This is a genomic window from Streptomyces sp. NPDC052721, assembly GCF_040678315.1.
In the GTDB taxonomy this organism is placed as follows: domain Bacteria; phylum Actinomycetota; class Actinomycetes; order Streptomycetales; family Streptomycetaceae; genus Streptomyces.
Window position 1 is genome coordinate 173,058 of record NZ_JBFATL010000007.1, and the last position, 25,952, is coordinate 199,009.

At 71.0% G+C, this 25,952-nt stretch carries 15 protein-coding genes and 4 pseudogenes; 9 read left to right on the top strand and 10 right to left on the bottom strand.

Translation table 11 applies throughout. The features are described from left to right. Nucleotides 1-14: 14 nt before the first annotated feature. The 4 genes and pseudogenes from AB0L21_RS10075 to AB0L21_RS10090 all read right to left on the bottom strand — a co-directional run. Nucleotides 15-557: a response regulator transcription factor gene (locus AB0L21_RS10075; protein ID WP_365783260.1), complete on the bottom strand. Its 543-nt coding sequence runs from the start codon at nt 555-557 to the stop codon at nt 15-17. After that, a pseudogene (locus AB0L21_RS10080) lies at nt 557-1,126 on the bottom strand (histidine kinase); the annotation flags it as partial. The gene AB0L21_RS10075 and the pseudogene AB0L21_RS10080, both read right to left, overlap by 1 nt. Nucleotides 1,127-1,204: 78 nt before the next feature. Continuing rightward, nucleotides 1,205-1,756: a YciI family protein gene (locus AB0L21_RS10085; RefSeq protein ID WP_365783262.1), complete on the bottom strand. Its 552-nt coding sequence runs from the start codon at nt 1,754-1,756 to the stop codon at nt 1,205-1,207. Between the two features lie 14 nt (nt 1,757-1,770). Continuing rightward, nucleotides 1,771-2,139 (bottom strand): annotated as a pseudogene (locus tag AB0L21_RS10090) (hypothetical protein); the annotation flags it as partial. A gap of 197 nt (nt 2,140-2,336) precedes the next feature. Here AB0L21_RS10090 and AB0L21_RS10095 point away from each other — a divergent pair. Beyond that, complete coding sequence (locus AB0L21_RS10095) at nt 2,337-3,044, top strand: hypothetical protein (protein WP_365783264.1); 708 nt, start codon at nt 2,337-2,339, stop codon at nt 3,042-3,044. Nucleotides 3,045-3,049: 5 nt separating this feature from the next. Here AB0L21_RS10095 and AB0L21_RS10100 read toward each other — a convergent pair. Both AB0L21_RS10100 and AB0L21_RS10105 read right to left on the bottom strand, forming a co-directional pair. Continuing rightward, a pseudogene (locus AB0L21_RS10100) lies at nt 3,050-3,181 on the bottom strand (IS5/IS1182 family transposase); the annotation flags it as partial. Between the two features lie 30 nt (nt 3,182-3,211). Beyond that, a complete protein-coding gene (locus AB0L21_RS10105; RefSeq protein WP_365783266.1) occupies nt 3,212-6,934 on the bottom strand; it encodes a PQQ-binding-like beta-propeller repeat protein in 3,723 nt (1,240 codons plus the stop codon). A gap of 364 nt (nt 6,935-7,298) precedes the next feature. On the opposite strand from AB0L21_RS10105, the gene AB0L21_RS10110 reads away from it, so the two are divergent. After that, complete coding sequence (locus tag AB0L21_RS10110; protein ID WP_365783268.1) at nt 7,299-7,862, top strand: hypothetical protein; 564 nt, start codon at nt 7,299-7,301, stop codon at nt 7,860-7,862. A gap of 717 nt (nt 7,863-8,579) precedes the next feature. Here the strand turns inward: AB0L21_RS10110 and AB0L21_RS10115 are convergent. Then, nucleotides 8,580-9,578 carry a LacI family DNA-binding transcriptional regulator gene (locus AB0L21_RS10115; protein ID WP_365783270.1) on the bottom strand — a complete coding sequence of 333 codons (999 nt, stop codon included), beginning with the start codon at nt 9,576-9,578 and terminating at the stop codon, nt 8,580-8,582. 265 nt (nt 9,579-9,843) lie between these two features. Here AB0L21_RS10115 and AB0L21_RS10120 point away from each other — a divergent pair, with 265 nt between their 5' ends. The 5 genes from AB0L21_RS10120 (at nt 9,844) to AB0L21_RS10140 (ending at nt 18,801) form a co-directional block, all read left to right on the top strand. Beyond that, nucleotides 9,844-11,178, top strand: a complete 1,335-nt coding sequence (locus AB0L21_RS10120) for an ABC transporter substrate-binding protein (protein ID WP_365783272.1) — start codon at nt 9,844-9,846, stop codon at nt 11,176-11,178. Nucleotides 11,179-11,185: 7 nt separating this feature from the next. Continuing rightward, complete coding sequence (locus tag AB0L21_RS10125) at nt 11,186-12,133, top strand: sugar ABC transporter permease (RefSeq protein ID WP_365783274.1); 948 nt, start codon at nt 11,186-11,188, stop codon at nt 12,131-12,133. 47 nt (nt 12,134-12,180) lie between these two features. Next, nucleotides 12,181-12,987 (top strand): carbohydrate ABC transporter permease, encoded by an 807-nt coding sequence (locus AB0L21_RS10130; protein ID WP_365701998.1) that lies wholly within the window; start codon nt 12,181-12,183, stop codon nt 12,985-12,987. 32 nt (nt 12,988-13,019) lie between these two features. Then, on the top strand, nt 13,020-15,749 hold the full coding sequence (locus AB0L21_RS10135; RefSeq protein ID WP_365783276.1) for an alpha-mannosidase: 2,730 nt from the start codon (nt 13,020-13,022) through the stop codon (nt 15,747-15,749). A 73-nt stretch (nt 15,750-15,822) separates the two neighbouring features. Beyond that, the gene (locus AB0L21_RS10140) at nt 15,823-18,801 is read left to right on the top strand and encodes a glycoside hydrolase family 2 TIM barrel-domain containing protein (RefSeq protein ID WP_365783277.1); all 2,979 of its coding nucleotides are present in this window, start codon (nt 15,823-15,825) and stop codon (nt 18,799-18,801) included. Nucleotides 18,802-18,815: 14 nt separating this feature from the next. Here AB0L21_RS10140 and AB0L21_RS10145 read toward each other — a convergent pair whose 3' ends face one another. Then, a complete protein-coding gene (locus AB0L21_RS10145; protein ID WP_365783279.1) occupies nt 18,816-21,254 on the bottom strand; it encodes a SpoIIE family protein phosphatase in 2,439 nt (812 codons plus the stop codon). 312 nt (nt 21,255-21,566) lie between these two features. On the opposite strand from AB0L21_RS10145, the pseudogene AB0L21_RS10150 reads away from it, so the two are divergent. Continuing rightward, nucleotides 21,567-21,978, top strand: a pseudogene (locus AB0L21_RS10150) (LLM class flavin-dependent oxidoreductase); the annotation flags it as partial. Nucleotides 21,979-22,632: 654 nt separating this feature from the next. Continuing rightward, nucleotides 22,633-23,166, top strand: a complete 534-nt coding sequence (locus AB0L21_RS10155; RefSeq protein WP_365701921.1) for a hypothetical protein — start codon at nt 22,633-22,635, stop codon at nt 23,164-23,166. Nucleotides 23,167-23,515: 349 nt separating this feature from the next. On the opposite strand, the gene AB0L21_RS10160 is transcribed toward AB0L21_RS10155, so the two are convergent. Beyond that, a complete protein-coding gene (locus AB0L21_RS10160) occupies nt 23,516-24,529 on the bottom strand; it encodes a 2-hydroxyacid dehydrogenase (protein ID WP_365701923.1) in 1,014 nt (337 codons plus the stop codon). Nucleotides 24,530-24,629: 100 nt separating this feature from the next. Beyond that, nucleotides 24,630-25,895, bottom strand: a complete 1,266-nt coding sequence (locus tag AB0L21_RS10165; RefSeq protein ID WP_365783281.1) for a cytochrome P450 — start codon at nt 25,893-25,895, stop codon at nt 24,630-24,632. Nucleotides 25,896-25,952: the final 57 nt, after the last annotated feature.

Below are 25,952 nucleotides of genomic sequence, written 5' to 3' on the forward strand. Positions count from 1 at the left end.
GTCGCACTCTGCCATCAGCGGCTCGGCGAAAAAGTCCCGGTAGGTGGGCGACCGGGCCGCACACGGTCCCCGAAGGCCGGCGAGCCCCGGGGCGTCGACGGCGCGACCCCCACTCGCCGCTCTGCAGCCCACTCCCGCCCTGCCCGGAGCTGCGTCGACCCTGCCGCCGGGTCGACCACCGTCCCGCCGTCCGCCACTTCGCGCAGCGCTTCCACGAATTCCTCGACCTGGCCGACCCGGTCCTTGAGCAGGTAGCCGACACCTGATCCGTCGCCGGAGTCCAGGAGTTCTGCGGCGTACGTCCGTTGCACGTACTGGCTGAGGACCAGGACCGGGAGTGTGGGACGCTGCTCGCGCAGCCGCACCGCCGCGTGCAGGCCCTCGTCCTGGAAACCGGGCGGCATGCGTACGTCCGTCACCACGATGTCGGGGGCATGCTCCTCGACCGCGGCGATCAGCGCCTGCGCGTCCCCGACGGCCGCCACCACCTCGTGGCCGCAGCGGCTGAGCAGGCCGATGAGCCCTTCCCGCAGCAGCACGCTGTCTTCGGCCAGCACTACGCGGAGCGATCGGCCGCCTTGGTCAACTCGCAAGGAAACTCCACACGCAACAGAGTCGGTCCACCCGGCGGACTGGTCAGGGACAGTCTGCCGTCCAGGACCGACACCCGGTCCGCGAGACCGGTGAGTCCGCTGCCCGCCGAAGGATCCGCGCCGCCGCGGCCGTCGTCGCGTACCTCCAGGAACAGGCGTGCGTCGCGATGACCGCCGCTGACTCGCGCCCGGTCGGCGCGGCTGTGTTCGGCGACGTTGGCCAACGCCTCGCACACCACGAAGTACGCTGCGGACTCGACCGCCTGGGGCGGTCGGCCCGACAGTTCGAGATCGACGTCGACGGGGACCACGCAACGGTCGGCAGCGTCGGTGACCGCTGCCTGGAGGCCGTAGTCCGTGAGGACCTTGGGGTGGATGCCGTGGATGAGCTCGCGCAGCTCCGCTAGCGCCTTGCCTGCCTCCTCGTGGGCCTTGGTGAGCCGGTCGGCGAGCGGTCCGGGCGCGGCATCGAGGCGGGCCGGCCCGAGGGCCATCGTCAGGGAGACGAGGCGTTGTTGGGCGCCGTCGTGCAGATGTGTACACGAGTGACCTCTGAGCGAGTTCGGCCCCGTCCCCGACGTCGGCTGCGGACCCGGAGCGGTGATCGCCGGCTATGAAGGGCGCCCGCCGAACTGCCAGTTGTGCACCTCGATGTCGTCGTACCGGTCCCGGGTCAGGAGGGCGCGTGCCGTGTCCGGGTCAGGCGCCCGGACCAACGCCGCCGTTCCCAGCCAGGTGGCGGCGTTGTCGGACAGCAGCGGCCCGTAGGCGATCAACTCGTCCCGGCCGGACGGCACCGCGAGGTCGGCGGGCTGCCCCGTGCCGAGTCCGAGTACCAGGTACCGGTTGCCGCCGGTCCGGCCGCCGGGGAAGTCCCACATGGTGCGCCCCAGCGTGTTGCGCCACCGTCGCAGCAGCACGTCCCGGTAGACGCCGGCCTGATAGTTCGGCTCGTCGAAGGCGAACGCGCGGGCAGCGGCGGGATCGGGCAGGTCGGCGATGTGCACGCTGCCGGTGGGGGTGCCGCCGCCGGCGGCCAGGGTCGGGCCCCGGGCGATCATCTCCTTCGCGTACTCGTCCATGTAGGACCAGTGCTCTTCCCGTAGTTCGTCGCGCAGGGGCAGGGAGCCGGGGCGGTCGCGGTGGTAACAGAAGAACTCCATGCCCGAGGATCTCTTCACCGGGGTGACCACGTCGAGCGGGTTTCACGGCGATGGCTGCTCGGCGGCGCCAGTCCGTGGCGGCGGGTTCCGGCGCGACGCCCGGACACGGACCGGGGACGGGCCGGCTGTCGTTCCCCGGGCCTCCCCAGCACCGCGAGGGTCAGGGTCACGGTGACAGATGCGGCCGCCATCAGCGTCATCGCCGTGGCCGGGGAGGTCAGCTGGGCCGGCGTGCCCGCGAGGGCGGCGCCGACGCCCTGCGGGGCGGCCATGCCGGTGGCGTGCAGGCCGAGGGCCCGGCCCGCGAGGTCGTCGGGGGTGAGGGACATCAGGCGTTCCCGCAGGACCGGACTCGCGGCGAACCCTACGGAAGCGACGGTGACGGTGGCGTGTGCCGCGTGCGGTGCCGAGTCAGGCCGCGGCACCGGCGTACTCACCGGGTGTCTCGCCTGCTGTCACGGTCGGGGCGGACGCCATCCGAAGCCCGTGCGGCCGGCCCGCCGCGGCGATGGACACGATGGTTGCTGACATGACGTCGCGTCCCGGGCGGTGGGTGACAGCCAGGTGCGAGGATGCCGGCGTGCTGGATGCGATCGATGCGGTGGACTGGGGTGCCATACCGGGCCACCCCGACTGGTATGAACCGGCTCGTGCCGCCCGCGGTCTGCGGGCCCTGGCCGATGCGGCGAACATGGTGGAGGCGGCGCAGGCCGGCTCGCTGCTCGGCGGTGGCGGAATCGTCCATGGCCACAGTGCGGCGGTGTTTCCGGCGGCTGCGGTTGCGACCCCTCTCCTCCTGGACATCGCTCAGCAGGGTCACCCGGCGGCCCGGGACACCGCGTTGGGGCTGGTCGATGAGGCCTTGTCGTCCTATCCCCACGCCGAGTACACGCGGGTGACGACGCCCTACGGCACGGCGGTCCCGATCTGCTGCGCCATCGCCGACCAGCTGCGAGCCCGCACAGCCCTCCTCGCCGGACTGGGCGAGCGAGGCAGACTACTGCTCGCCGATGCGGCCGAGCACTGGCGTTTCGAGATCCGAGAGTGCGTCGCCGACGGCAACGACACGGCAGCCTTCGGGACCCGGGTCGGCCGTTTTCCGGGCGGTGTGCACGCGGCGGAACTGCACCTCGGCGGTGAGGTCGCCGTACTGGACGAGGTCGCCCTCGAATACCCCAGTGTGGAGGGCTCTGTCGAAGCGTGCCTGCGGGTGAGGGGACGGCGTCCAGGCGAACTGCCGCCCGGCGCCGTCCTGTTCCCGGCGGTGTGCGGTGAACGCGTGCACTGACCGGGTCGCGGCCCTCGCCCGGGTCGGCCTCGCTCGCCCCGCACCGGCGGTGCCGCCTGAAGCAGTGGGAACGGCTGGGTGACGTCCCTGCGGTTGCCACCGGTGGAGGTGGTGGCGAGCGGGATGCCGGTGGCGTCGGTGGTTCCGCGACCGGGTCTGGTGACTGCTCACGTACAGGGAGACCGGTAGGAAAGACTGCCCAGGCGGTGTCGCCACTGAGCGCGGCTGAGAGCGTTGCCGGTCGTGTCGCAGATGTGGTGGACGACGCGGTCGATGTCCAGGTCCCACAGCTTCATCGTGCCGTCCTCGCCCGACGTCGCCAGCGTGCGGCTTCCCGGGCCCAGTACGGCCCTGTCGACGGCGCCGGGGTGGCCGACGAGCGCGTCGCCGGTGGTGGAGGGACGCGTCGGGTCGGTGGCGTCCCACAGCCGGATCATGCCGTCCGTGGTGCCCGTGGCAAGGGTGCGTCCATCGGGGCCGAACGCGAGGGCGGAGACGAGGCCGGCGCTGTCGGTGGGCGGGCTGAGCGGCCTGGGGTGGGCAGCGCGGGCGACGGTCCACAGACGGAGGGTTCCGCCGGCGGCGGACACGGCGAGCGTGTGTCCGCGCGGGGCGAAGGTGACCAGGTTGCCGGTGAGGGTGCGGGCGACCGGTACCGGGTGGGACGGGTCATGGGTGTCCCACAGCCTGACCTTTCCGGTGGAGTCCGCCAGGGCCAGGCTTCGTGCGTCGGGGCTCAGTGCCAGGGAGGGCTCGTCGGGGGCGTACTCCTCATGTGAGTCAGTGGTTCCGAGGAGGCGAGGACGGCCCGGGTTGCCGACTTCCCACAGCCTGATCCTGGCTCCGGGCTCGGCCTCTGCCTCACCGAAGACCAGGTCGGGGTCTGCGCCCGACTCCGCGCTGCCGGTGCCGCCGAGAGGAAATGCCTTGAGCGGCTGCTGCTCGACCTCGGCCATCGTGCGGCCGTCCGCGCTGAAGGACAGGGCGGCGATCACGTGGTCGCGCCTGGCCGATGTGTGGCCCAGGCGGCGCGGTCGCGTCGGATCGCTGACGTCCCACAGTCGCGTGCCGCCGTGCGGTTCCGCGACGGCGAGAAGCCGGCCGCGGGGCGCGAACACGGCGTAGGTACCGGGAAGAGTCCGCAGGCGCCGGGGGTGTCGGCCGTCGGACGTGTCCCACAACCTCACTTCCTCAGGACCGCAGGTGGTGACCATGCTCCGCCCGTCCGGGCTGATGCCGCCCACCGAGCCTTCGAAGCACTCCGTGAGCACGGGCGGCAGGCTCCAGACCCGGATGACCCGGTCGTCGGTGATGAGGCTGTACCTGTCGCGGCCGAAGATCAGAGCGATGCCGTCATAGGAGGTCTGGCCCAGTGGTTCTCCCAGCCGAGTCGGTTCCCCGTCGTTCGGCGTGTCCCAGAGTTGGACGCCGTTGTCCCCTGCCACGGCCGCCGTTCCGCCGTCGGGACTGAAGGCCACAGCGGCGACTTGGGATCCGTCGGCGGTCTCGAGCGGTGTGGAGAAGCTTTCCGGGTGGCGGGGGTCGGCGGTGTCCCAGAGCCGTACCCGCGTGTCGTCGTCCACGGCCAGCATGCGCCCGTCCGGGCGGAACACCACGTCTTGGGGTGCGGAACCGAGGTGCAGGGTGCCCAGTGCCCGCGGTCGCGTGGGACCGGCCGTGTCCCACAGCCGTGCGGTGCCACTCTCGATGCTCGCTGTGGCCAGCAGGTGGCCGTGCGGGCTGAAGGCGGGGAGGTCGCCGGGCAGGGAGCGGTCGAGTGGTTCGGGATGCCTGGGGTCGTGGAGGTCCCACAGGTAGACCCGTTGCCCGCCTGCGGCGAGGAGGCGTCCGTCGGGGCTCAGCGCCACGGTGTTCCCGACCGTGTCGCCGGGCAGTTCGAGGGTGGTGAGGTCGGCGGGGTGGCGCGGGTCGGAGGTGTCCCACAGCCGGATCATGCCGTCGGTGTCGTCCTCGGCCGCCAGCAGGCGGCCGTCCGCGCTGAGTGCCACGACCGATCCGCGCAGGGAACGGCCCACAGGGGTGGGATGGCTGATGTCGCGGATGTCCCAGAGCCGGACGACACGGTCCGCCTCCGCGAGGGCCAGCAGGTGCCGGGACGCGTCGGCGGCCACCCGACCGTTGCCGCCACTGGAATCTTCGTCGGGACTGCGGCTCTGGTCGGGGATCTCGGAGAACAGCGGCGAGTTGGCGGCAGCTAGCAAACTCGTGTACGTGCGCGGTGACCGGCGCATCCGGTACGACGCGATGTCGAGCTGGGCCGCCAGCGAGGCGTTCTGCACTTGCGGTGGCAGATGGGTACCGCGCAGCTGTTCCGCCTCGGCGGCGATCTGGCGGGACACGGCGACGGCACGCTGGGTGCGGGCTGTCGCACGCTGCTGGAAGGCGACGACCGCCGCGGCGGCGGCCACGAGTACCAGGGCGGTCAGGCCCGCGACCAGGGAACGCAGGCGGCGCGTGGTGCGCGCGGCCGCCCGCTGCTCGCCGAGGCGGGCTTCCACGCTCGCCGTCAGGAAGGCGTTCTCCAGGCCGGTCAGATCGCTGCGGTCGGTGAAGGTCTCCTCGGCCGCGGCCAGCCGGGTGCCCCGGTAGAGGGCACCCGCATCCCGGTTCAGCGCGTCCCAGGCCTGCGCTGCCTCGGTGAGCCGGCGGTGAGCGCGCAAGCGTTCGCGGTCGGTGTCGATCCAGCCACGCAGCCGGGGCCAGGCGGTGATGAGCGCCTCGTGCGCCAGGTCGACGGTGTCCTGGTCCAGTGTGACCAGGCGTGCGCGGGCCAGCCGCTCCAGGACGGTCGCACTGTCGCCGGGGCTGTCCGCGCCGATCTCGGCACGGCTGACAGGGCGGCGCGTGTCCTGGGTGCCGTCGCCCGGAGCGATGAGCCGCAGCAGGACGCGGCGTGCCGCCTCGGCCTGACCGGGGTTCAGCCGGGAGAAGACGCTCTCGGCGGTGCGGGCGACCGCGCCGTGCAGGCCACCGGCCCCGTCGTAGGCGGCCTCGGTCAGGGCACGGCCCTTACGGCGGTGCCACGTCTCCAGCAGGGCGTGTGACATCAGCGGCAGGGCGCCGGGTTCGCCCTCGACCTCGTCGAGGATCCGGGCGGTCAGGGACCGCTCCACGATCAGCCCACCGGCCTGGGCCGGCCTGACCACTGCCTCACGCAGCTCATCGCGGCTCATGGGCCCGACCAGCACGCTGCCGTCCTGCAGTGCGGTGGTCAGTGCGGCATGCTCGGCGCAGCGGCCGAGGAAGTCGGCGCGTACGGCGATGACCACGCGGAGCCGGCTGGCGGGGTCCGTGGCGGTGAGGAGCCGGTCGATGAACCGGTCGCGTTCAGCCGGGTCGGTGCAAAGGGTGTAGAGCTCTTCGAACTGATCGATGACCAGCCATGTGTCCCCGTCGTCATCGCCTGGCACGAGGCGCTGGTCGTGCGCGCGCATCGGGTGGGCACCGGGAGTGAGAACGCGCAGCGCGGCCGGTCGGGGCCGGCCGACGGCCGGCGTACGCAGGCGGGGGATCAGGCCGGCGCGCAGAAGGGAGGACTTGCCGCTGCCCGACGGGCCGAACACCGCGGTGAACCGGCGGGAGGTGGCGAGTCGGAGCAGGCGGTCAGTGAGCTGGTCACGGCCGAAGAACAAGTCGGCGTCGCCGGCTTCGAAGCGGGCCAGGCCCCGGTAGGGCGCCTCGGCGTCCTCGTCCTCGGTGCGCGGCTCGGCCGCCACTTCCGCGGCCGTCTCGCGCCAGTGCTCCTCCCACCGCTCCGGATCACCGCCGCACGCTCGGACGTAGGCCAGCACCACGGGCAGCGTCGGCAGCCGGTCCCCCGCAGCCGCCTGCGACAGGGTGCTCGCCCCCTGTCCCGTGCGCTGCGCCATCGCACGGTAGGTGGGACTTCCGGCCTCCGACCGCAACTTGCGTAACTCGGCGGCGAACCGCGCCACCGGCCCCGCGGTCGGGTCGACCGGGTTTTCCCGACGCCCCGCCATCGACAGCTCCCCTCCCCCGTCCCGCCTCCCCCGTGGATGCGGCGCTGTGGCCCGAGAAGCTACGCGCACCTCCGGCACGAGGGCAAACCACAGGCACCGTCTTCGGTCACCGCACGCCTCGTGCCCCTGCGCGCGCCGCGGCCATTGATCAGACCGGCGCAACCGACTGCCCATTCAATCCGACGGGCGGAAAAGTCGAGGTCACACGGCACGGACGGGCTGTCCGGCCGACGGAGCGGAAGGGAATCGGAAGATGAACGTGTACAAGCGGCTCGCGCTCGCGACAGCGGTCGCAGCGCTGAGTGCCGGACTTGCCGGAACCACCCCGGGGCAGGCGGCGGAGAGAGCCGGCACGGCGGTTCAGGCCGCGTCCGGGTTCCAGAACTGGTCGTGCGGCTACAACAACGGCAAGGGACTGGAGCCCCGTTCTCTGTCGCATGCCACCACGGACCACACGCTCACGGTGGGGCCGACGCTGGTCGAGCTGCGGAACGCCAAGTCGCACGGCACCTGGTTCGCCTGGGCACGGGTGAACGCCGGCATCGACGCCGCGACCGAGCCCGGGACCCAGGTCTGGTTCGACTGGTCCGACGACCACGGCCGCACCTACCACGCCTGTGGCAGCCCTTACCACAAGGTGATGCTGGACGCCGGGGTGGTGCGGCGCGAGGACGGTCCGCCCTTCCGGGCGCACACCAAGGCGGTCAACTGGGTCCGGGGACGCTGGGTGAGGGTCTGCGGCGCCTACTGGCGCATGCACTCCAACGGCGTTCCGTACGTGGAGAAGAGCGCCTGCTCCAAGTGGTACGCCAGCTAGCACGCGCGTAGCCGAGGCGGCGCTGCGGCCGCAGGGACCCTCGCGGCCGCACCCGCTCCCCCCGGCACCTCAGGCACGACGAGTGCGGACGAGCCGCGCCGGCACCCCCAGGACGCCGAACGAGTGACCGGCACCGGCAAACATGCCCATCACGCGCAACGACAACACCGGTCGACGCAGGGGCAGCCGACGGCCCGACGGCGGCGCTGCGTTCGCTCGCCGGCCACCCCTGGGCGCTTGCGTGCACACACCTTCGTCCGAGGGCGGCGGTTCGAGCGCTGTCGGGGAGAACGCACGGCATGACAGAGGCATGGGAGGGGTGTCGCCGCACTGATCGCGGGCATCGTCGCGGTGGCCGGCAGTCTCATCGTCCACGTCGGCGGGCGCCAAGCATGAGCAGTGGGAGGCAACGGAGGACCACGGCCTGGACATCAGCGCCGGCGCACACGACCTGGACCATGCCCGCGAGTTCGCGGAGCGGCTGATGCGGCCGATACGGGAGGTTCCTGTACGAGTTCTGCTGCCCGGCCCGGACGTCGTCGACGAGGCGCCGGAACGCATGGGGCGGGCGCTGGACGTACTCAGGGCCGCGTTCGTGGATCGTCTCGCACCGATCGCTCAGCCGCGGCCGGCGGTGCGTTGGGGCAGAGGTGCGCTCTGCCTCGGCTGTCCGCTGACCCAGCGACGCTCGTCGCCCTGGTCGTGTGAGTGGCGGACCTACGCGGACTCGCGGAGCAGGAGTTCCGCGCGGGCCACGAGGTCGTCGGGGTCGAGCGGGCTGTCACCGGTCAGTAGACGAGCGGCTTGTTCGACGGCGAGTGCTCCGAGTCGGCGGGTGTCGAGAGCCACGCTGGACAGTGGGGGCTCGACCAGCGTGCCGAGCGTCACTCCATCGAAACCGATCACGGCCAGGTCGCGCGGCACCTGGCGTCCCGTCCGGCGCGCGGCACGCAGCGCGCCGATGGCGATGACGTCGTTGAAGGCGAAGACAGCGGTCACATCGGGATGGTGGCTGAGCAGGTTCTCCAGCGCCCTCTCGCCGCCCTCCACGCTCTGATCCGCGCGGCACACGGGTCCTTCACCGAGTCCGCAGGCGGTCAGCGCGTCGGCGAACCACGCGTGCCGGACGCTGGGCTCGGCACGGGCAGCGTGGTCGAGCATGCCGATACGCCGGTGGCCTGCCTGGACGAGGTGTGCGATGGCCGCCCTGACCCCGTCCCTTCCGTCGACGCGGATGGAGCTGAAGCGTTCGGCGTCCTGGCCACGGTCGATGAGGACCACCGGCAGCCCCCGGGTCCACTGCTCGATCTCGCTCTCGGACCGGCTGAAGTAGCCGACGACCGCGTCCACTTGGGAGGCGATCACCTGGAGTGTGCTGAGCTCCTCCTGTGCGCTGTCCGCGGTGTCGTAGACCAGGACATGCCATCCGCGGGCACGGGCCGCCTCCAGCGCCGCCGCGGCGACCTCGGTGAAGAACGGGTTGAGCAGGTCGGGGATCACCAGGCCGACGCTGATGGTGTCCTGGCGCACCAGCCCTCTGGCGAACCGGCTCGGACGGTATCCCAGCGTCCGCGCGGCGTCGAGCACACGCTGCTTGGTGGAGTCGTCGATCTCCCCCTTGTCGTTCAGCGCGCGTGACACGGTCTGCCGGGACACCCCGGCGGCGCGGGCGACATCATGGATCGTCACCCTGCGGGACTCGGTCCCGGACGGCACTGTCCCTCACCTCCCCCTCGTGATCCGAGAGTCTTGACACTCAACCGCACCCGAGCGCACACTTCCGAACGTTTTACAGCGCCCGTGAACGTTCCCGTGAACGCTCACGGACGGAAACTACAGGAGCTTCCCCCTTCCCGCCACGGTGCTCGGCGACCGATCCGGCACCGTCGCGTCCGTCCATGTCAACCGCGGCATCCCGCCTGAGTGAGTCAACGTCGACCCGGCCGGCGCCAGTCGCCGGCCGTTCTCGGGAACGGAAAACATGAGCAGCACAGTCATGCGCACCCGCCTCGCCACCGTCGCCGCGGCAGCCGGTGTCGCCGTACTAGCCGGATGCTCCTCGCCCGCTCCGTCGGGCGAGGCGACGGCGGCACCCTGCACGCCCTCCAAGGGCAAGGTCACCCTCCAGTACTGGAACACCGTTCCGGGCATGGACAAGGTCGTGGACCTGTGGAACCAGCGGCATCCGGACATCCAGGTCGAGACGAAGAACATCTCCAACGACCAGTACGGCGCCATAGGAAACGCTCTGAAGGCGGGGAAGGCGCCGGACCTGGCGCAGGTCGGCTACGACGAACTCCCCAACCTGCGCACCCAGAACGCCTTCGTGGACGCCTCGGCCTGCAAGGCGACCACCGCGGCGAAGCCGAAGTTCGTCCCGTGGACCTGGTCCCAGACCAGCTTCGGCGGCACCGGTGTGTTCGCCATGCCGCAGGACACCGGCCCGATGGCCCTGTTCGTGCGCCGCGACCTCTTCGAGAAGTACGACGTCGCCGTCCCCACGACCTGGGACGCGTACGCGTCCGCGGCGAAGAGACTGCACAAGGCGGACCCCGACCTCACCATCACGTTCTTCGATCCGAACAACGCCGAGTGGTTCAACGGGCTCCTCTGGCAGAACGACGCGAAGATGTACGGCTACTCCGACGGCAAGTGGCAGGTCACCGTCGACTCGGACCGGAGCAGGCAGGTCGCGGCGTACTGGCAGAAGCTGATCTCCGGCAAACTCGTGCGCACGGACCTCGCCAACGGTTCGACGCAGATGTACGCCGCGTACCAGAAGGACCGGATCGCCAGCTACGTCGGTGCCGCCTGGGGTTACAGCATGTTCCGCGACAACCTCCCCCAGCAGGCCGGCAAGTGGTCGGTCGTCCCGATGCCGACCTGGGGCACGAACGGCGCGTCCGGTGACTGGGGCGGGTCGACCGTCGCGTTCATGAAGGGCAGCAAGCACCTGTACGAATCGGTGGAGTTCAACACCTGGCTGAACACCGATCCGCAGGCGCTCGCGCTGGAGAACAAGCTGGGCGGCCTGTACCCGGCTGCCAGTGCCGGACTGCGGCTTCCCGCGTTGAAGAAGGGCGTTCCGTACTACGGCAACGAGAAGGTCTTCGACGTCTTCGCCGACTCGTCCAAGAAGATCGACACCAGCTTCGCCTGGGGTCCCACGCAGAAGACGGTGAACCTGGCGCTGCAGGACGCGATGGCCAAGGCGGCGGCCGGCGACGGCACGCTCACCGACGCGCTCGCGACCGCCCAGGACGCCGCGCTGAAATCGATGAAGGACCAGGCGATCCCGGTCACGGCGGGCAAGTGACCGCAGCATGACCGACACCGCAGCCCGCGCGACACCCGTGGTGGCACCGACACGCGTCCGCCGCCGTCTTGACGGCGGCGGACCCCGGGCGGGCACCGTCGCCGCGTTCCTGACCCCCTTCTTCCTGCCGTTCCTGCTGTTCTACCTGGTGCCCGTCGGCTACGCCCTCTGGCAGAGCTTCCGGGTGGTGCGCCGCACCGGCGGGCAGTACGGGACCTCGTACACGGCCTTCGGTGGTTTCGAGCAGTACGCGCAGGCGCTGCGGAACACCGAGTTCTGGGCCAGCATCGGCCGCATCGGGCTGTTCGGCGTCGTGCAGGTGCCGGTCATGCTGTTCGTCGCTCTGACCATCGCGCTGCTGCTGGACACTCCGCTGCTGAAGCTCAAGGCGTTCTTCCGCATCACCGCGTTCATGCCGTACGCCGTGCCCGGAGTCATCGCCGCGATCATGTGGTCGTACCTGTACTCGCCCCAACTGAGCCCCGTCGTCGATCTGCTGAGCGGCATCGGCCTCAAGCCGGACTTCCTCGGCCCGGGTGCCGTGCTCTGGTCGACCGCCAATGTCTCCACCTGGCTGTGGACCGGCTACAACATGCTGATCATGTTCTCGGCGCTGCAGTCGATCCCGCAGGAGCTGTACGAGGCCGCGAAGATCGACGGCGCGAGCAACTGGACGATCGCGTGGCGGGTCAAGGTTCCGGTCATCGCGCCGTCGATCGTCCTGACCTCGGTGTTCTCGATCATCGGCACGCTCCAGCTGTACGCCGAGCCGGCCGTGCTGCGCCAGATCTCCTCGAACATCTCCAGCACGTTCACTCCGAACATGCTCGCGTACACGGTGGCCTCCGGGAACAACTACCAGCAGGCCGCGGCCATTTCGGTGGTCATCGCCGTCATCACCTTCGTGCTGAGCTTCGGGTTCATGCGACTGACCGCGAAGAGGGCCGGACTGTGAGCAACCCCTCCGTGATCCGTGAGAGCCGTGTCAGCCGTACGGCCGCCATGGCCCTGATGCTCCTCCTGGCCGTCTACTTCCTGCTGCCCGTCTACTTCCTCGTCGTCGCGGCGACGAAGCCGCAGGGCGATCTGGCCTCCACCAACGGGCTGGTGTTCTCGCACCTCAACCTGTTCGAGAACCTCCGCGTCCTGTTCACCCGCAGCGACGGCATCTTCGGCCGCTGGGCTCTCAACACCGTCGTCTACGCGGTGCTGGGCGCGGCCGTGGGCACCCTGATCTCCGCGCTGTGCGGCTACGCCCTCGCCAAGTTCCGGTTCCGGGGCCGGGAAGTGCTGTTCTCCGTCGTCCTCGGCGGCGTCCTCGTACCCACCACCGCGCTCGCCCTGCCACTGTTCCTGCTGTTCTCGGCGACCGGGCTCGTCAACACCTATCTCGCGGTCTTCCTGCCCAGCGTCGTCAGCCCGTTCGGCGTCTACCTCGCGCGTGTCTTCGCGAACGCGTCCGTCCCGCAGGAGCTGATCGAGTCGGCGCGGCTGGACGGCGCGGGTGAGTTCCGCACGTTCTTCTCGGTGGCGTTCCGGCTGATGACGCCGGCCCTGGTGACCATCTTCCTGTTCCAGTTCGTGGCCATCTGGAACAACTTCTTCCTGCCGATGGTGATGCTGCAGAAGGAGTCCTTGTTCCCGATCACGCTCGGCCTGTTCGAGTGGAACGGCCAGACCGCTCGCGCCCCGCTGCTGCAGCAGTCCGTGATCACCGGCTCGCTGGTGTCGATCGTGCCCGTGATCATCGTGTTCGTCCTCCTCCAGCGGTTCTGGCGCAGCGGGCTCGCCGCCGGGTCCCTCAAGTGACGTCCGCCCCCGCACAGAAGGTGTCTGTCGCCATGCCCAAAGCGGCCGTGTTCGTGCCCCACTTCCACTGGGACCGCGAGTGGTACGAGCCCTTCCAGGTGTTCCGGCACCGGCTCGTCACCGCCCTCGACACCGTGCTGGAGACGGCGGAGGCGGACCCGGACTTCCGGTTCACCGTCGACGGTCAGATGGCCGCGATCGAGGACTACCTGGAGATGCGCCCGGAGAACCGCGACCGTCTCACGGCCCTGGTCCGCGAGGGCCGGCTCGCCATCGGGCCGTGGCTGATCCTTCTGGACGAGTTCCTCTGCTCCGGCGAGACCATCGTCCGCAACCTGCAGCTCGGGTGGGCGGTCGCGGAGAGCCTCGGCGGAGCGATGCCCATCGGCTATCTGCCGGACATGTTCGGCCACATCGCGCAGATGCCGCAGATCCTGGCCCGGGCCGGCATCGAGCACGCGGCCCTGTGGCGCGGGGTGCCCGGTGCCGTCGAAGGTCACGCGTTTCGCTGGCGCGCTCCCGACGGCTCCGAAGTGCGCACCGAGTTCCTCTTCGACGGCTACGACAACGGCCTCGACCTGCTGCTGGTACCCGACCGGATCGGCCGCGCGCTCGGCGAGTACGCGGAGACGACGGCCCGGCGCTGGGGCGACGACCCGGTGCTGGCGATGGCCGGCACCGACCACACCGCACCCGACCCGCGGCTCGCGGCCTGGCTGCGGCGCGCGGCCGGCCCGGACCGCGCCATCACCCTCGCCACACTCGCCGAGTACGTCCGCGAGCACGTGCGCGACGAGGCGACCACCGTCGTGACCGGTGAGCTACGCAGTCATGTGCGCGGCAACATCCTGCCGGGCGTGCTGTCCGTCCGGCTCGGGCTCAAGCAGCGGATGGCCGTGGCCGAGCGCACCATCGACCATGCCGAGCGGGTGAACGCGCTGTGGTCCGGGCGGGACGACGCGCCGTTCCTCTCGCTCGCCTGGCACAAGATCGTCGAGTCGACGGCACACGACTCGGTGGTCGGCTCCGGCACCGACGAGACCTGCGCCCAGGTCGAAGCACGGCTCGCCGAAGCCGCGCAGATCGCCCGCGCCGTACGGGACGCGGCTCTCGCCGAGCCCGCCGCCCTGGTGCCGAGCGACGGCCACCTGGTCGCCAATCCGCTGCCGTTCCCCCGCGAGGCGTTGGTCGAGGTGGAGGTCACGGCCCCGCCCGAGGGGACCGCACTGGTCGCCACCACGCCGGACGGCTCCGGACACCCCGTGCAACTGGTCTCCGAGGCCCCGACCGTGCTCAGCGACGAGCGCGTGGACGCCTCGCAGCTCGAACGCGTGCTGCGTCGGATCCATCGCCGCGAACTCTTCGGGCGGCTGATCGACCGCTACGACCTCACCCCGGGGGCGCTCGTCTTCCACCTCGCCGAGGTGCCGGCCAGTGGACCGTTCGATCTGCTCGTTCTGCGCCGCGATGTCGCCGCCGCCGCTGCCGCGCATCCGGGTGAGTGGAGGGTGCTGACGCTTCAGGAGGCCCGCGCCACCGCGCTGGTGCCCGTGCACGTCCCCGCCTCCGGGCTGGCGAGCTTCCGGGTCACGCCGAACGACCGGCCTGCCGCCCCCGCGGCCACACCCGCTGCGGCGACGGCGACGGCCCGCACCCTGTCGAACGGGCTGGTCGAGGTCGAAGTCGCCGAAGACGGCACCTTGAAGGTCACCGGCGCCGACGGCACCGTACTGAACGGGGTCGGCCGGCTCGTCGACGGCGGTGACCGCGGTGACAGCTACAACTACGCTCCTCCGGCCCGGGACGTGCTCGTGTCGGAGCCGGCGGAGATCGGCGTGGAACTCCTCGAAAGCGGCCCGTTGCGTTCCAGATTGCGTGTCACCCGTGTCTACGAGTGGCCCGCGGCGCTCTCCTCCGACCGCGACCTGCGCAGCGGCCGGACCGTGTCCACGCCGGTCGACACGCTCGTGGAAGTGCGCGTCGGTGAGCCGTTCGTCCGTGTCTCCACCTCGTTCCTGAACCAGTCCGCCGACCACCGGCTGCGCTTCCACGTGCCGCTGCCCGAACCCGTCGACAAGTCCGCCTCCGCCGGGCAGTTCGCCGTCACCGAACGCGGACTCAGTGCCGAAGGCGGCTGGGGCGAGTACCCGATCCCGACCTTCCCCGCGAGTTCCTTCGTGTCGGCCGGCGCCGCCCACGTCCTGCTCGCGCACTCCAGTGAGTACGAACTCGTCGACGGCGGCTGCGAACTCGCCCTCACCCTGCTGCGGGCCATCGGCTCGATCAGCGTCAACATCCATCCCCTCCGTGACGAGCCCGCGGCGAGCGAGATCCCCGCACCGGGTGCGCAGGACCTGGGCATGCGCGTCGAGAACCGTTTCGCGGTGCTGCCCTCGGCGGCCGGCTGGCAGGGGGCGGGCGCGGTCGCTCGCGCCGAGGAGTTCCGCAACGACGTACTCGTCACCCGCGGGACCGCCGCCGCCGGGGGTCACCTGCCCCCGGACGCGACCGGCATACGGGTCGACGGCACGAACGTCCTCGTCTCGACCGTTCGCCGGGTCACCGACGCCGATCACGGAGCCGGTACCGAGATCCGGCTGACGGCGATGAGCGACAGGGGGTCGCGCGTCCGCGTCACCGGCCCGTTCACGGAAGCCACCACGGTCGACCTGCTGGGCAGGCCCCTGTCCGGGACACCGGTGCGGGACGGGCTCGGACTCGACCTCGCTCCGTGGGAGATCCGCACCGTCAGGGTGCGCTGACCGGTCGACGCAGGCGTTCGACGGGCCCGTTCGCACACGCGCACACTCGCACCCGAGAAAGAGTCGTGACCTCTTGTCCTCCAGACTTTCCGCCCATGTCTCGGACCTCGCGCCAGGACGCGGGGCATTGCGTCCCGCCCGGTCGTGGCTGCACTCCGACGCTCCCTCTCGAACACTGAACGGGCCATGGCGGTTCCGGCTGTCGCCCACGGCGACGGAGGCCGAGGACTTCGCGGCCGAGGGTTTCGACGACCACGGCTGGGACAGCATTCCCGTTCCCTCCCACTGGGTGCTCCAGGGCGACGGAGCCTACGGCCGGCCCCTCTACACGAACATCCGGTTCCCCTTCCCCCTCGACCCGCCCCACGTGCCGGACGAGAACCCCACCGGCGACTACCGGCGGCACTTCGACCTACCCGCCGACTGGTCGGACGCCGAGCGCATCGTGCTGCGCTTCGACGGGGTCGAGTCGCTCTTCAGGGTGTGGGTGAACGGCGTGGAGACCGGCAGCGCCGCCGGCAGCCGGCTCGCCCACGAGTTCGACGTCACCTCGGCGGTGCGCCCGGGCGACAACGTCGTCGCCGTGCGGGTGCACCAGTGGTCGGCGGCCAGTTACCTGGAGGACCAGGACCAGTGGTGGCTGCCGGGCATCTTCCGGGACGTCACCGTGATCGCCCGGCCGGCCGGAGGCATCGAGGACGTCTGGTTGCGCACCGGATTCGACGACGGGCGCGGACGCATCGACCCCGAGGTCACGGCCGAGGCGGCAGCGTTCCCGGTCACCCTGCGCATCCCCGAACTCGGCATCGAGCAGGTCTGGGCCACGCCCGCCGAGGTGGCTCCCCTCGGCGTCGGCGGCGTGGAGCCCTGGTCGGCCGAACAGCCCCGCCTCTACGACGCCACCGTGTCGACGGCCGCCGAGAGCATCACCCTGCGTGTGGGGTTCCGCACGGTCGACATCAGCGGTGACCGGTTCCTGGTCAACGGCCGCCGCGTCGTGTTCCACGGGATGAACCGCCATGAGGCCCATACCGAGCGTGGACGCGTCTTCGACGAGGAGCACGCCCGCGAAGACCTGGCCCGCATGAAGCGGTTCAACGTCAACGCCATCCGCACCAGCCACTACCCGCCGCACCCACGGCTGCTCGACCTCGCCGACGAACTCGGGTTCTGGGTCGTCCTGGAATGCGATCTGGAGACGCACGGCTTCGAAGACGCCGACTGGGCCGGCAATCCCAGCGACGACCCGGCGTGGCGCGGGGCGCTCCTGGACCGCATCCAGCGCACCGTCGAACGGGACAAGAACCATCCCAGCATCGTGATCTGGTCGCTCGGCAACGAAGCGGGAACGGGCAGCAACCTCGCCGCCATGTCGGCGTGGGTGCACGCCCGCGACACCGGACGCCCCGTGCACTACGAAGGTGACCACACCGGCGAGTACACCGACCTCTACTCACGCATGTACGCGTCGGTGCCGGAGATCGAGCGGATCGGCGCCGACGGGGCCCGCTCGGCGCTGGCGCACTGCACTCCGGCACAGAGTGCCCGCCAGCGCGCCAAGCCGTTCCTGCTGTGCGAGTACGCGCACGCGATGGGCAACGGGCCAGGAGGACTCGACCAGTACGAGGCACTGGTGCACGCGTACCCGCGCGTGCACGGCGGTTTCGTCTGGGAGTGGCGCGACCACGGCATCCTGACCAGCGCCCCGGACGGGACACCGTACTACGCCTATGGCGGCGACTTCGGGGAGGTGGTGCACGACGGCAACTTCGTGATGGACGGAATGCTGCTGAGCGACGACGTGCCGACGCCCGGCCTCCACGAGTTCAAGGCGGTCGTCCAGCCGATCCGCTTCGGCTTCGGCGACGACAGCGTCACGATCACGAACCTGCGGCACTCCGCCGACACCTCCGATCTGCGCTTCCGCTGGCGGGTCGAACACGACGGGACGCCCGTGGACAGCGGCGACCTGGAGGTACCCGTCGTGGGAGCGGGCGACTCGGAGCGGGTGCCGCTGCCACGGATCCGTGTCTCGCCGGACGCCGAGACATGGCTCACGATCGACGCGGTGCTGGCGGCCGGAACGGCCTGGGTGTCCGCGGGGCACGTGGTCGCGACGGCCCAGCGGGACACGTCGGCAGCTCGTACCGTTGCGGCGGCCCGGCCCCGGACGGACTGGCAGCCGGGAGACGGAACCCTGACGCTGGGGATCGCCGAGTTCGTCGACGGATCCCTCGTACGACTCGCCGGCCGCGCCGTGACGGGTCCACGGCTGGAACTGTTCCGGGCACCGACCGACAACGACGAGAGCGCGTCCGACCAGGTCGAGGACAGCGACGCCGCCGTCGCCGGAGTGTCCAACGCCGACCTGTGGCGCCGCGACGGCCTCGACCGGCTGACGACGCGACGGGTGTGCGTGGAGCAGGCCGCGCGGTCCCTGCGCACGATCGACAAAGTCGCCGCGGCGGGCTCCGCCGCGTCGGTGACGGTGGAGTCCGTCTGGTCCCTCAGCGACGACGGACTGGAACTCCTCGTGGAGATCGAGCCGTCGAGCGGCTGGCGGACGGTGTGGCCGCGGATCGGGATCCGTTTCGGTCTTCCCGACGGCACGGCTCCGGTCGACGGGGCCGAATGGTTCGGTCTCGGCCCCTTCGAGTCCTACCCCGACAGTCTGCGTGCGGCGCGCACGGGGCGCTTCACCGCAGGCGTCCGCGACCTCTCGGTCGACTACGCGCGCCCCCAGGAGACCGGGCACCGCTCGCGACTGCGCCGGCTGGCGCTGCTGAGCGGCGGCACCGAGGTGCTGCGCATCGAGGCGCTCCCGGACAGGTCCGGACGTCGTCCGGGCTTCACGCTCAGCCGCCACACCCCCCAGCAGACCGCCCGGGCCCGGCACCCGTTCGAGCTTCCCGAGTCGACGACGAGCCATCTGATCATCGATGCGGCCCAGCACGGACTCGGCTCACGGTCCTGCGGACCGGATGTGCGGCCTGACTTCGCGCTTCGCCCTGAGGCCCGCACGATCAGACTGCGCATCGCTGCGAGCCGCTGAACACGGCTTCGGTGTCACCTCTGTGGCTCGGGCAGGCCGAGCAGGAGCAGCGTCACGTCGTCGTCGTGCGTGGCCGTGTCCGGGATGAGGGTGCCGACCAGGCGGGCCGCGGTCGCGTCCAGGGTGTCCGGATCCGCGGGAGCGTTCTTCGACACGCCGTCGAGGGTGTGGGTGAGGACATCGATCTGCACCTCGATGTCGGTGCCGGGCCTCTCGACCAGTCCGTCGGTGTAGAGCGCGACGGTGCTGCCCGGGGGCAGCGGCTGGGTCGTCTCCTCGAACGGCACCGCGGCGCCGGACAGCTCGTTGACGCCCAGCGGCACACCGACCGGTGCCGGCAGCCGGTGGGCGGGCCCGTCAGGAGGCCGGGCGATGACCGGCATGTGTCCGGCCGAGCACAGGGTGACCTGGTGGGCTTCCTGGTCGATCACCAGGTAGACGCAGGTGACGAGCTGGTCCGCCAGGTCGCTGACGAACGCGTCGAGGCCGGTCATGAGCCGGCTGGGCGGTATGCCCGTACGGGCCAGCGCGTGGGAGGCGGCGCGCAGCTGGCCCATGACGGCCGCCGCTTCCAGGCCCCGGCCCATCACGTCGCCGATCACGACGCCGGTGCGGTGTGCGTCCAGGGGGATGATGTCGAACCAGTCGCCGCCCACCCCGGGGTCCCGGACGGACGCCAGGTAACGGTGGGCGCTGGGCAGGTACGGCAGCCGAGGCGGCTCGCCCATGAGACTGTGTTGCAGGGTGTAGGCGATGCGCCGCTGCTGCTCGTAACGTCCGGCGCGTTCCGCCTCGTTCTGCCGGCGTTCGGTGATGTCCCGTACGGCCATGAACATCACTGCTTCCTCTTCGGCCTGGAGGGTGCTGACGCTGACCTCGACGGGGAACTCACCGCCGTCGCGGTGCAACCCGTACAGGTCCCGGTCCAGGACGACCGGCTGCGGATCGCGCAGTCGCAGGTAGGCGTCCAGCAACGCGCTGTGTCGCCGGCGCCGCTCGCCGGGCACCAGCTCGGCGACCCTGGTGCCGACGAGGTCGTCCGGTCTGTGGCCGAAGAGCCGTTTCACCTGCGCGTTGGCCATGACGATGGTGCCGTCGCCGTCCGTGATCAGGGTGGCGTCGGGTGCGGATTCCAGCAGCGCGCTGAATCGCTGATGGGACCGCTGGACCTCACGCTGGGCCGCGACGCGTTCGGTGACGTCGATGACCACACCGCAGACGGCGTAGGGCCTGTCGGCCGGATCGGTGAGCGGGAACATCGTGGTGAGGACATCCCGAGGGCCGATCGGCAGGAGCAGCCGCTCCTCCCGCTGTACGGCGGTGCCGCGCGCCGGCGTGCCGAAGTCGTCGGAGCTGACATGACGGGCCAGGTCGACCGGCAGGACGTCTTCGGCGCGCCGGCCCAGGACGCTTTCGTACGGCAGGCTGGTGTTCTCCTCGAACCTCGAGTTGACCGCCAGGAAGCGACCTTCGAGGTCCGTGATGAACACCGCCGCGGGCGTGTGGTCCATGAATGCCTGCAGCAGTTCGTTCTGCCGCACCTGCCATTCGGCCCGGGCGTGTGCCAGCTCGACTCGGCGGCCCACGGGCAAGGCGACGAAGACGACCGCGGTGAAGACGGTCACGTGCCCCCACACCAGCAGCGCCGTACCCAGCCGCCCTCCGTACAGCCCCGCGTCCTGGCCGGCCAGGACGGCCCAGCCGAGCAGCAGCGGAACGACCAGGTTGGTGGCGACCAGTCGGCGCCCCAGAGGGCTCATGATGCCCGCGTTCATCAGCTGTCCCGCAAGGCCTTCGTCCGGCCGGGCCAGGAATGCGGCGATGCCCAGCAGCACCAGGGCCAGCGCGGTGGGCAGGGCCATGTAGGCGCCGAACCGTTCCATCTCGGGTGCGTCGTAGGCCAACCCGTACAGGCGCAGCAGGCCCAGGCCGAGGACGGACAGGCCCGAGATCTGGCTCGCCCACGCGGGCAGTCGGCGCATGCTCAGGCCCAGGGATGCCGCGCCTCCGAGCGTCAGCGCCGCGGAGACGCTCGGTGCCATCCGTCCGGGCGCCCCGGTCACCAGCCGTACGCTGTCGTCCCTGAAGAGGAGCTGATCGATGCCGAGCCCGGTCCCGGTGACGTACTCCAGCAGGGTGAGCCCGCCGATCAGGGCGGCCAGGCCCGCGGCCGCGCGAGCCACGGCGACCGTCCGCCGGGTCATGGGCCCGCGAGCCGCCAGGAACAGCGAGAGACCCACTGCGAGGAGAGCCACGGCAGTGTTCGGCTTCATGACCGGAGCACCGCCGGGCAGGGCGCTCTTCAGCACACCGATGCCGAAGATCCAACCGGACAGCCCCACCGCACCGAGCAGGGCGCACAGCAGGGACGCGCCCTGGGCCACCGCGCGAGCGGCAGCCAGGACGGAGTCGTGGAACGGCAGACCTTCGACCTGCTGCCTTCGCCTCGCCAAATCATCACCTTTATGGACAGATGACCTAAGTGGCACGAAGCTACTTCAAATTTCACGAATGCGTACAGTCTTGTCATGGCGGGGCTGGGATGCTAGGAGCGGGGTGCCGACTAGACGACGCCGCGCGGACCGGCACCTGGACGGGTCCCGGAGCCAGTACGAGCGAGTGGCGACGGCCAGGGCCACGCCATGCACAGCGAACGCGATCATGCCGGGCCGGCTGACCGGCAGCGCGTCGCCTGAAGTGGGGAAGTCCCCCTTCCGTATCGTCACCACGCCCGCTGCGGCCAAGTGCCCGGCCGCTGCCAGCACGTCGAGGACGAGTACCGCAGCTTCGGCGACGCCGCCGAGCCGCGCCTCCTCACCGAGCGGCTCGACGAGGGGCTGGAGCTGCTGAGGCGTTTCTGGTCCGGCGAGCCGGTGAACCACCACGGTCGGCACTACGAGGTCCGGGACGTGACGCCGCTGCCCGCCGGCGTGCAGCGGCCCGGGCCGCCGGTGTGGATCGGCGGGTTCTGACCGCGTCGCCCGCCCGTGCGGCGGGCAGCTCGGTGGGACGGCGCGGTACCACTGATCGAGACGGCACGGCATGGGCACGTACCCGATGTGGCGGAGGTGCGGGAACTGGTCGCCTACGCACGCGAGCACCGCGCGTCCGGGGCCGAGCCCGCTGCACGACGCCGGGGCCACCTGGTGGGACGAGCGGCAGATCCAGACCGGCCCCGTTCGAGGGTGCTGGACGCGGTCCGCATCCGTCGTGTCGATACGCTGGGCGATCGACCGCTCGCTTGACGTGCCGACGGCCTCGGCCGGGGGGCGATGTGGGTCAGGAGGGGTTCGGGCGGTCCGGATCCTCGCCGTCGACCTCGAACACCTTCGTCCATGTGGCTCCGCACCGGCAGCGGGAGTGCTCGATCAGTTCTCCTTGTTCCGACACGCTCAATCCCTGACTGAGCCGCACGTGCACATGATCGCCCATGAGGAACTGCTCTCCTTGACGTCCGTCATCGCATCATCGTGGTGGTTTGTCGCTCAGGATCGCAATGCCGCAGCTCACACACAGGTGTCGAGTCCGCCGTCGGGGACGATCTCCGCGCTGCGGACGAGGTCCTCGGCGGTCAGCGTGACCGCGAGCCGGCCCACGGCTGGGAACGCTCGCCCCCGGAGGTCTCCCGCCACCTCCCCGTCCCGTGCCGCGCGGACCTGCTCACCGCACGGCGGCGGGGTCGCGGGCAGGCCGTACGGCGTGTGAGGCGGAAGGCGGCGCGGAACGGGCAGGCGGGCCGGCGGCGGACGTCATGACGATCCGGTTCCGGGGCGGGGTGCGGTCGGCCGCCCGGGGCGAATGAGGGCAGTCACCTCGGGTACTCGCCAGGACATGATCAGGCGCGCGCTGTGGCAGGGCTCGATCGCCGGTATCGCCGGTGGCGTCGTGATGACTCTCGGTGAGAAGGCCGAGCAGGCCCTCACCGGCCGGCCCGACTCCCATGTGCCCGCGCGCGTGCTCCAGCGCCTGACCGGCCTGCCCGAACGCCCCGGCACGCAGCCGCCGCCGGTCAACTGGGCCATGCACTACGGCCAGGCCGCCGCGCTCGGCGTGCTGCGCTCGGTCATGGCACAGGCAGGTCTGCGCGGACCGCTCGCCTCCGCCAAGTTCGCGGTCGTCCGCCTCACGAACGACCAGATCCTGGAGAACGCCACCGGTGTGGGGGCTCCGCCCTCCACCTGGCCGCGCAAAGAACTCGTTCTCGACGTCCTGCACAAGACCGTCTACGCCTTCGTCACCGGAGCCGTCGCCGACCTGCTCGCGGCCGGCGGCGGTCCCGGCCCGGGGCAACGCCACGCCGCCCTCCGCTCCGGCCGCCACGCCGACGCCGGCCCCCTCCGCCGGGGCAGCGCCTACGGAGGATGACAACGACCGTGGTGTCGGGACAGCGGTGAGCCCGCCCGGACCGGGCGGGCTCATCGTGCGTACGGGCCTCAGTCGACGTCCGTGACCGGAGTGCTCGCCCAGATAGTGGGATGAACGGTGCTCCTCTGCGCCGGTCCGCCGTGATCGCGCACGTTTCCGCAGGTCAGCGCCTCACTGATGGACCTGCCGGGCCTGTGTGAGGCGGACCACATCTCCAGGTCTTCCGTCCCGAACCGCTGGAAGCGTAGGTTCCGTTTACCCCGCGACGGTGCCTTCGCAGGCGCTGGTCCGCCACTCCCGGGGCGGCGGACCAGCGGGGGCCAAATCCGCGCACGGTCGGGACCGCGTGTCACGCCGTCCCGGGCCGGACCAGCGTGTTGTCGCTCGTCCGGCCCGCGAAGTAGTCCTCGATGTTGGTCACCGTGGTCTCAGCGATCTGGCCGACGGCGTCCCTGGTGAAGTACGCCTGGTGCGAGGTCACCAGCACGTTGCTGAAGGTCATCAGCCTAGCGAGGCGTTCGTCGGTCATGACCTCCAGCGACTTGTCCAGGAAGAACACGCCGGCCTCCTCCTCGTACACGTCGAGCCCCACGCCGCTCAGCCGACCCGCGCGCAGGGCTTCCAGGAGGGCGTCGGTGTCCACGAGGCCACCCCGGCTGGAGTTGATCAGGATGGCGTCGTCCTTCATCAGCGCCAGCGCCTTGGCGTCGACGAGGTGGTGGGTGTCGGGCAGCAGGGGCACGTGCAGGCTGACCAGGTCGGCTTCGGCGAACAGCCGCCTCTGCGGTACGTACGCCATGCCCAGGTCGAGGCAGTCGGGATTCTCGGCGATGTCCCAGCCGAGCAGCCGCATGCCGAAGCCGTGCGCGATCCGCGCGAACGCGGTGCCGATCTTCCCGGTGCCCACCACCCCGGCCGTGCGGCCACGCAGATCCCGGCCCATCAGCCCGTCGAGCCGGAAGTCGAACTCCCGGGTGCGCTGCACGGCCCGGACGATCCGGCGGTCGACCGCGAGCGCGAGGGTCCAGGCGAACTCGGCCACCGAGTACGGCGAGTAGTACGAGACCCGGGCCACCGACAGGCCGTTCGCCTCGGCGGCGCCGAGGTCGATGTTGTTGTGGCCGGTGGACCGCTGGGCGATCATCCGGGTGCCGCCCTCGGCCAGGGCGCGCAGCACCTCGGCGTCCAGGGTGTCGTTGACGCTGCTGATCACCACCTCGTGGCCGAGTGCGGTCGGCACGGTGTCCCGGTCCAGGAAGAGACCCAGACAGCGCAGCTCGTGACGGTCCGCGAACGCCTTGTCGAACGCCTCTCGCAGCAGGGGCTCCTCGTCGGCGAGGACGCCGTACGCAACGATGTCCACCTGGTCTTCTCCCGTCGCCTCGGGTGATCTCGTGTCCACCGCAGGCCGTGCTGACCCCGGGGAATGAGGCCGATTCGGCCCTGCAGCCGGGCCATGGGCCTCAGGGTGACCGCGGTGACTGAGGGACGGCCTGCGTTGTTCGGCCCGGGCCGCCGGGAGTGAACGTGACGGGCAGTCGCGCCGGGCCACGCAGGCCACCGGGACGCCAGGTCACCTCCGTCGGCGGCACGGCCAGGGCCAGGTCCGGCAGGCGGCGCAGGACCGTACCGACGGCGATCTGGCCCTCCAGCCGGGCCAGCGGCGCGCCCAGGCAGTAGTGGATGCCGTGGCCGAAGGCCAGGTGGCCGCTGTCCCGCCGGGTGATGTCCAGCCGGTCGGGCTCCGGGAACCGTGCCGGGTCACGGTCGGCGATCGCGGACGCGATGAGCACGGTCGCGCCGCGCGGGACGGTCACGCCGGCGATCTCGACGTCTTCCCGCGCGAATCGGGCGATGCCCGGGCTGACCGGGCCGTCGTAGCGCAGGAACTCCTCGATGGCGTCGGGCAGCAGTTCCGGATGATCCCGCAGGAGGGTCAGCTGGTCGGGGTGGGTGAGCAGCGCGGCGATGCCGCCGGCGATCAGGTTGACCGTCGTGATGTACCCGGCCACCAGCAGCAGGAACGCCATGGCGATCAGCTCGTCGTGGTTCAGCCGCTGCTCCTGGTCGTGGGCGTTGATCAGCGCGCTGAGAAGGTCGTCCCCCGGCCGGGCACGCTTGGAGTCGATGTGCTTCGTCACGTAGGCGCGCATCTGGTGCCACGCCTCGTTGACGACGACCGGGTCGGGCATCTTCTCGCCGCGTACGAGCATGGCGTCGGTCCACCGCTGGAAGTCGTACCGGTCGTCCACCGGCACCCCGAGCAGTTCGCTGATGACGGTGACCGGCAGGGGCAGCGCGAAGTCCGCCACGAGTTCGGCCCGGCCGGCCGGGACGACCGCGTCGAGGAGCCGGTCGGTGATCTCCTGGATCCGGGACCGCAGCTCGGCGACCCGGCGCGCCGTGAACGCCTTCGACACCAGGCGGCGCAGCCGGGTGTGGTCGGGCGGGTCGGAGCGCAGCATGGAACTCATCATCGATTCCCGCTCGAACTCGGGCAGCTGTTCGATGAGGCGGGGATCGGAGGCGTCACGGACATCGCTGCTCAGCCTGGGGTCCGACAGGGCGGCGAGTCCGTCCTCGTAGCGGGTGACCAGCCAGGCGTCCAGGCCTCCGGCGATGATCGCGCGGCGGACGGGGCCGTCCTCGCGGAGTCGCCGGTAGAGGGGGAAGGGATCCGCCACGAAGGCCGGATCGGCGTAAGGGAGAAGGACTGGCTGCTGGCTCATCGTGCCTCCCGGGACAGGTAGTGACCATATATGCGCGTTTGTCACTACCTGTGGGGT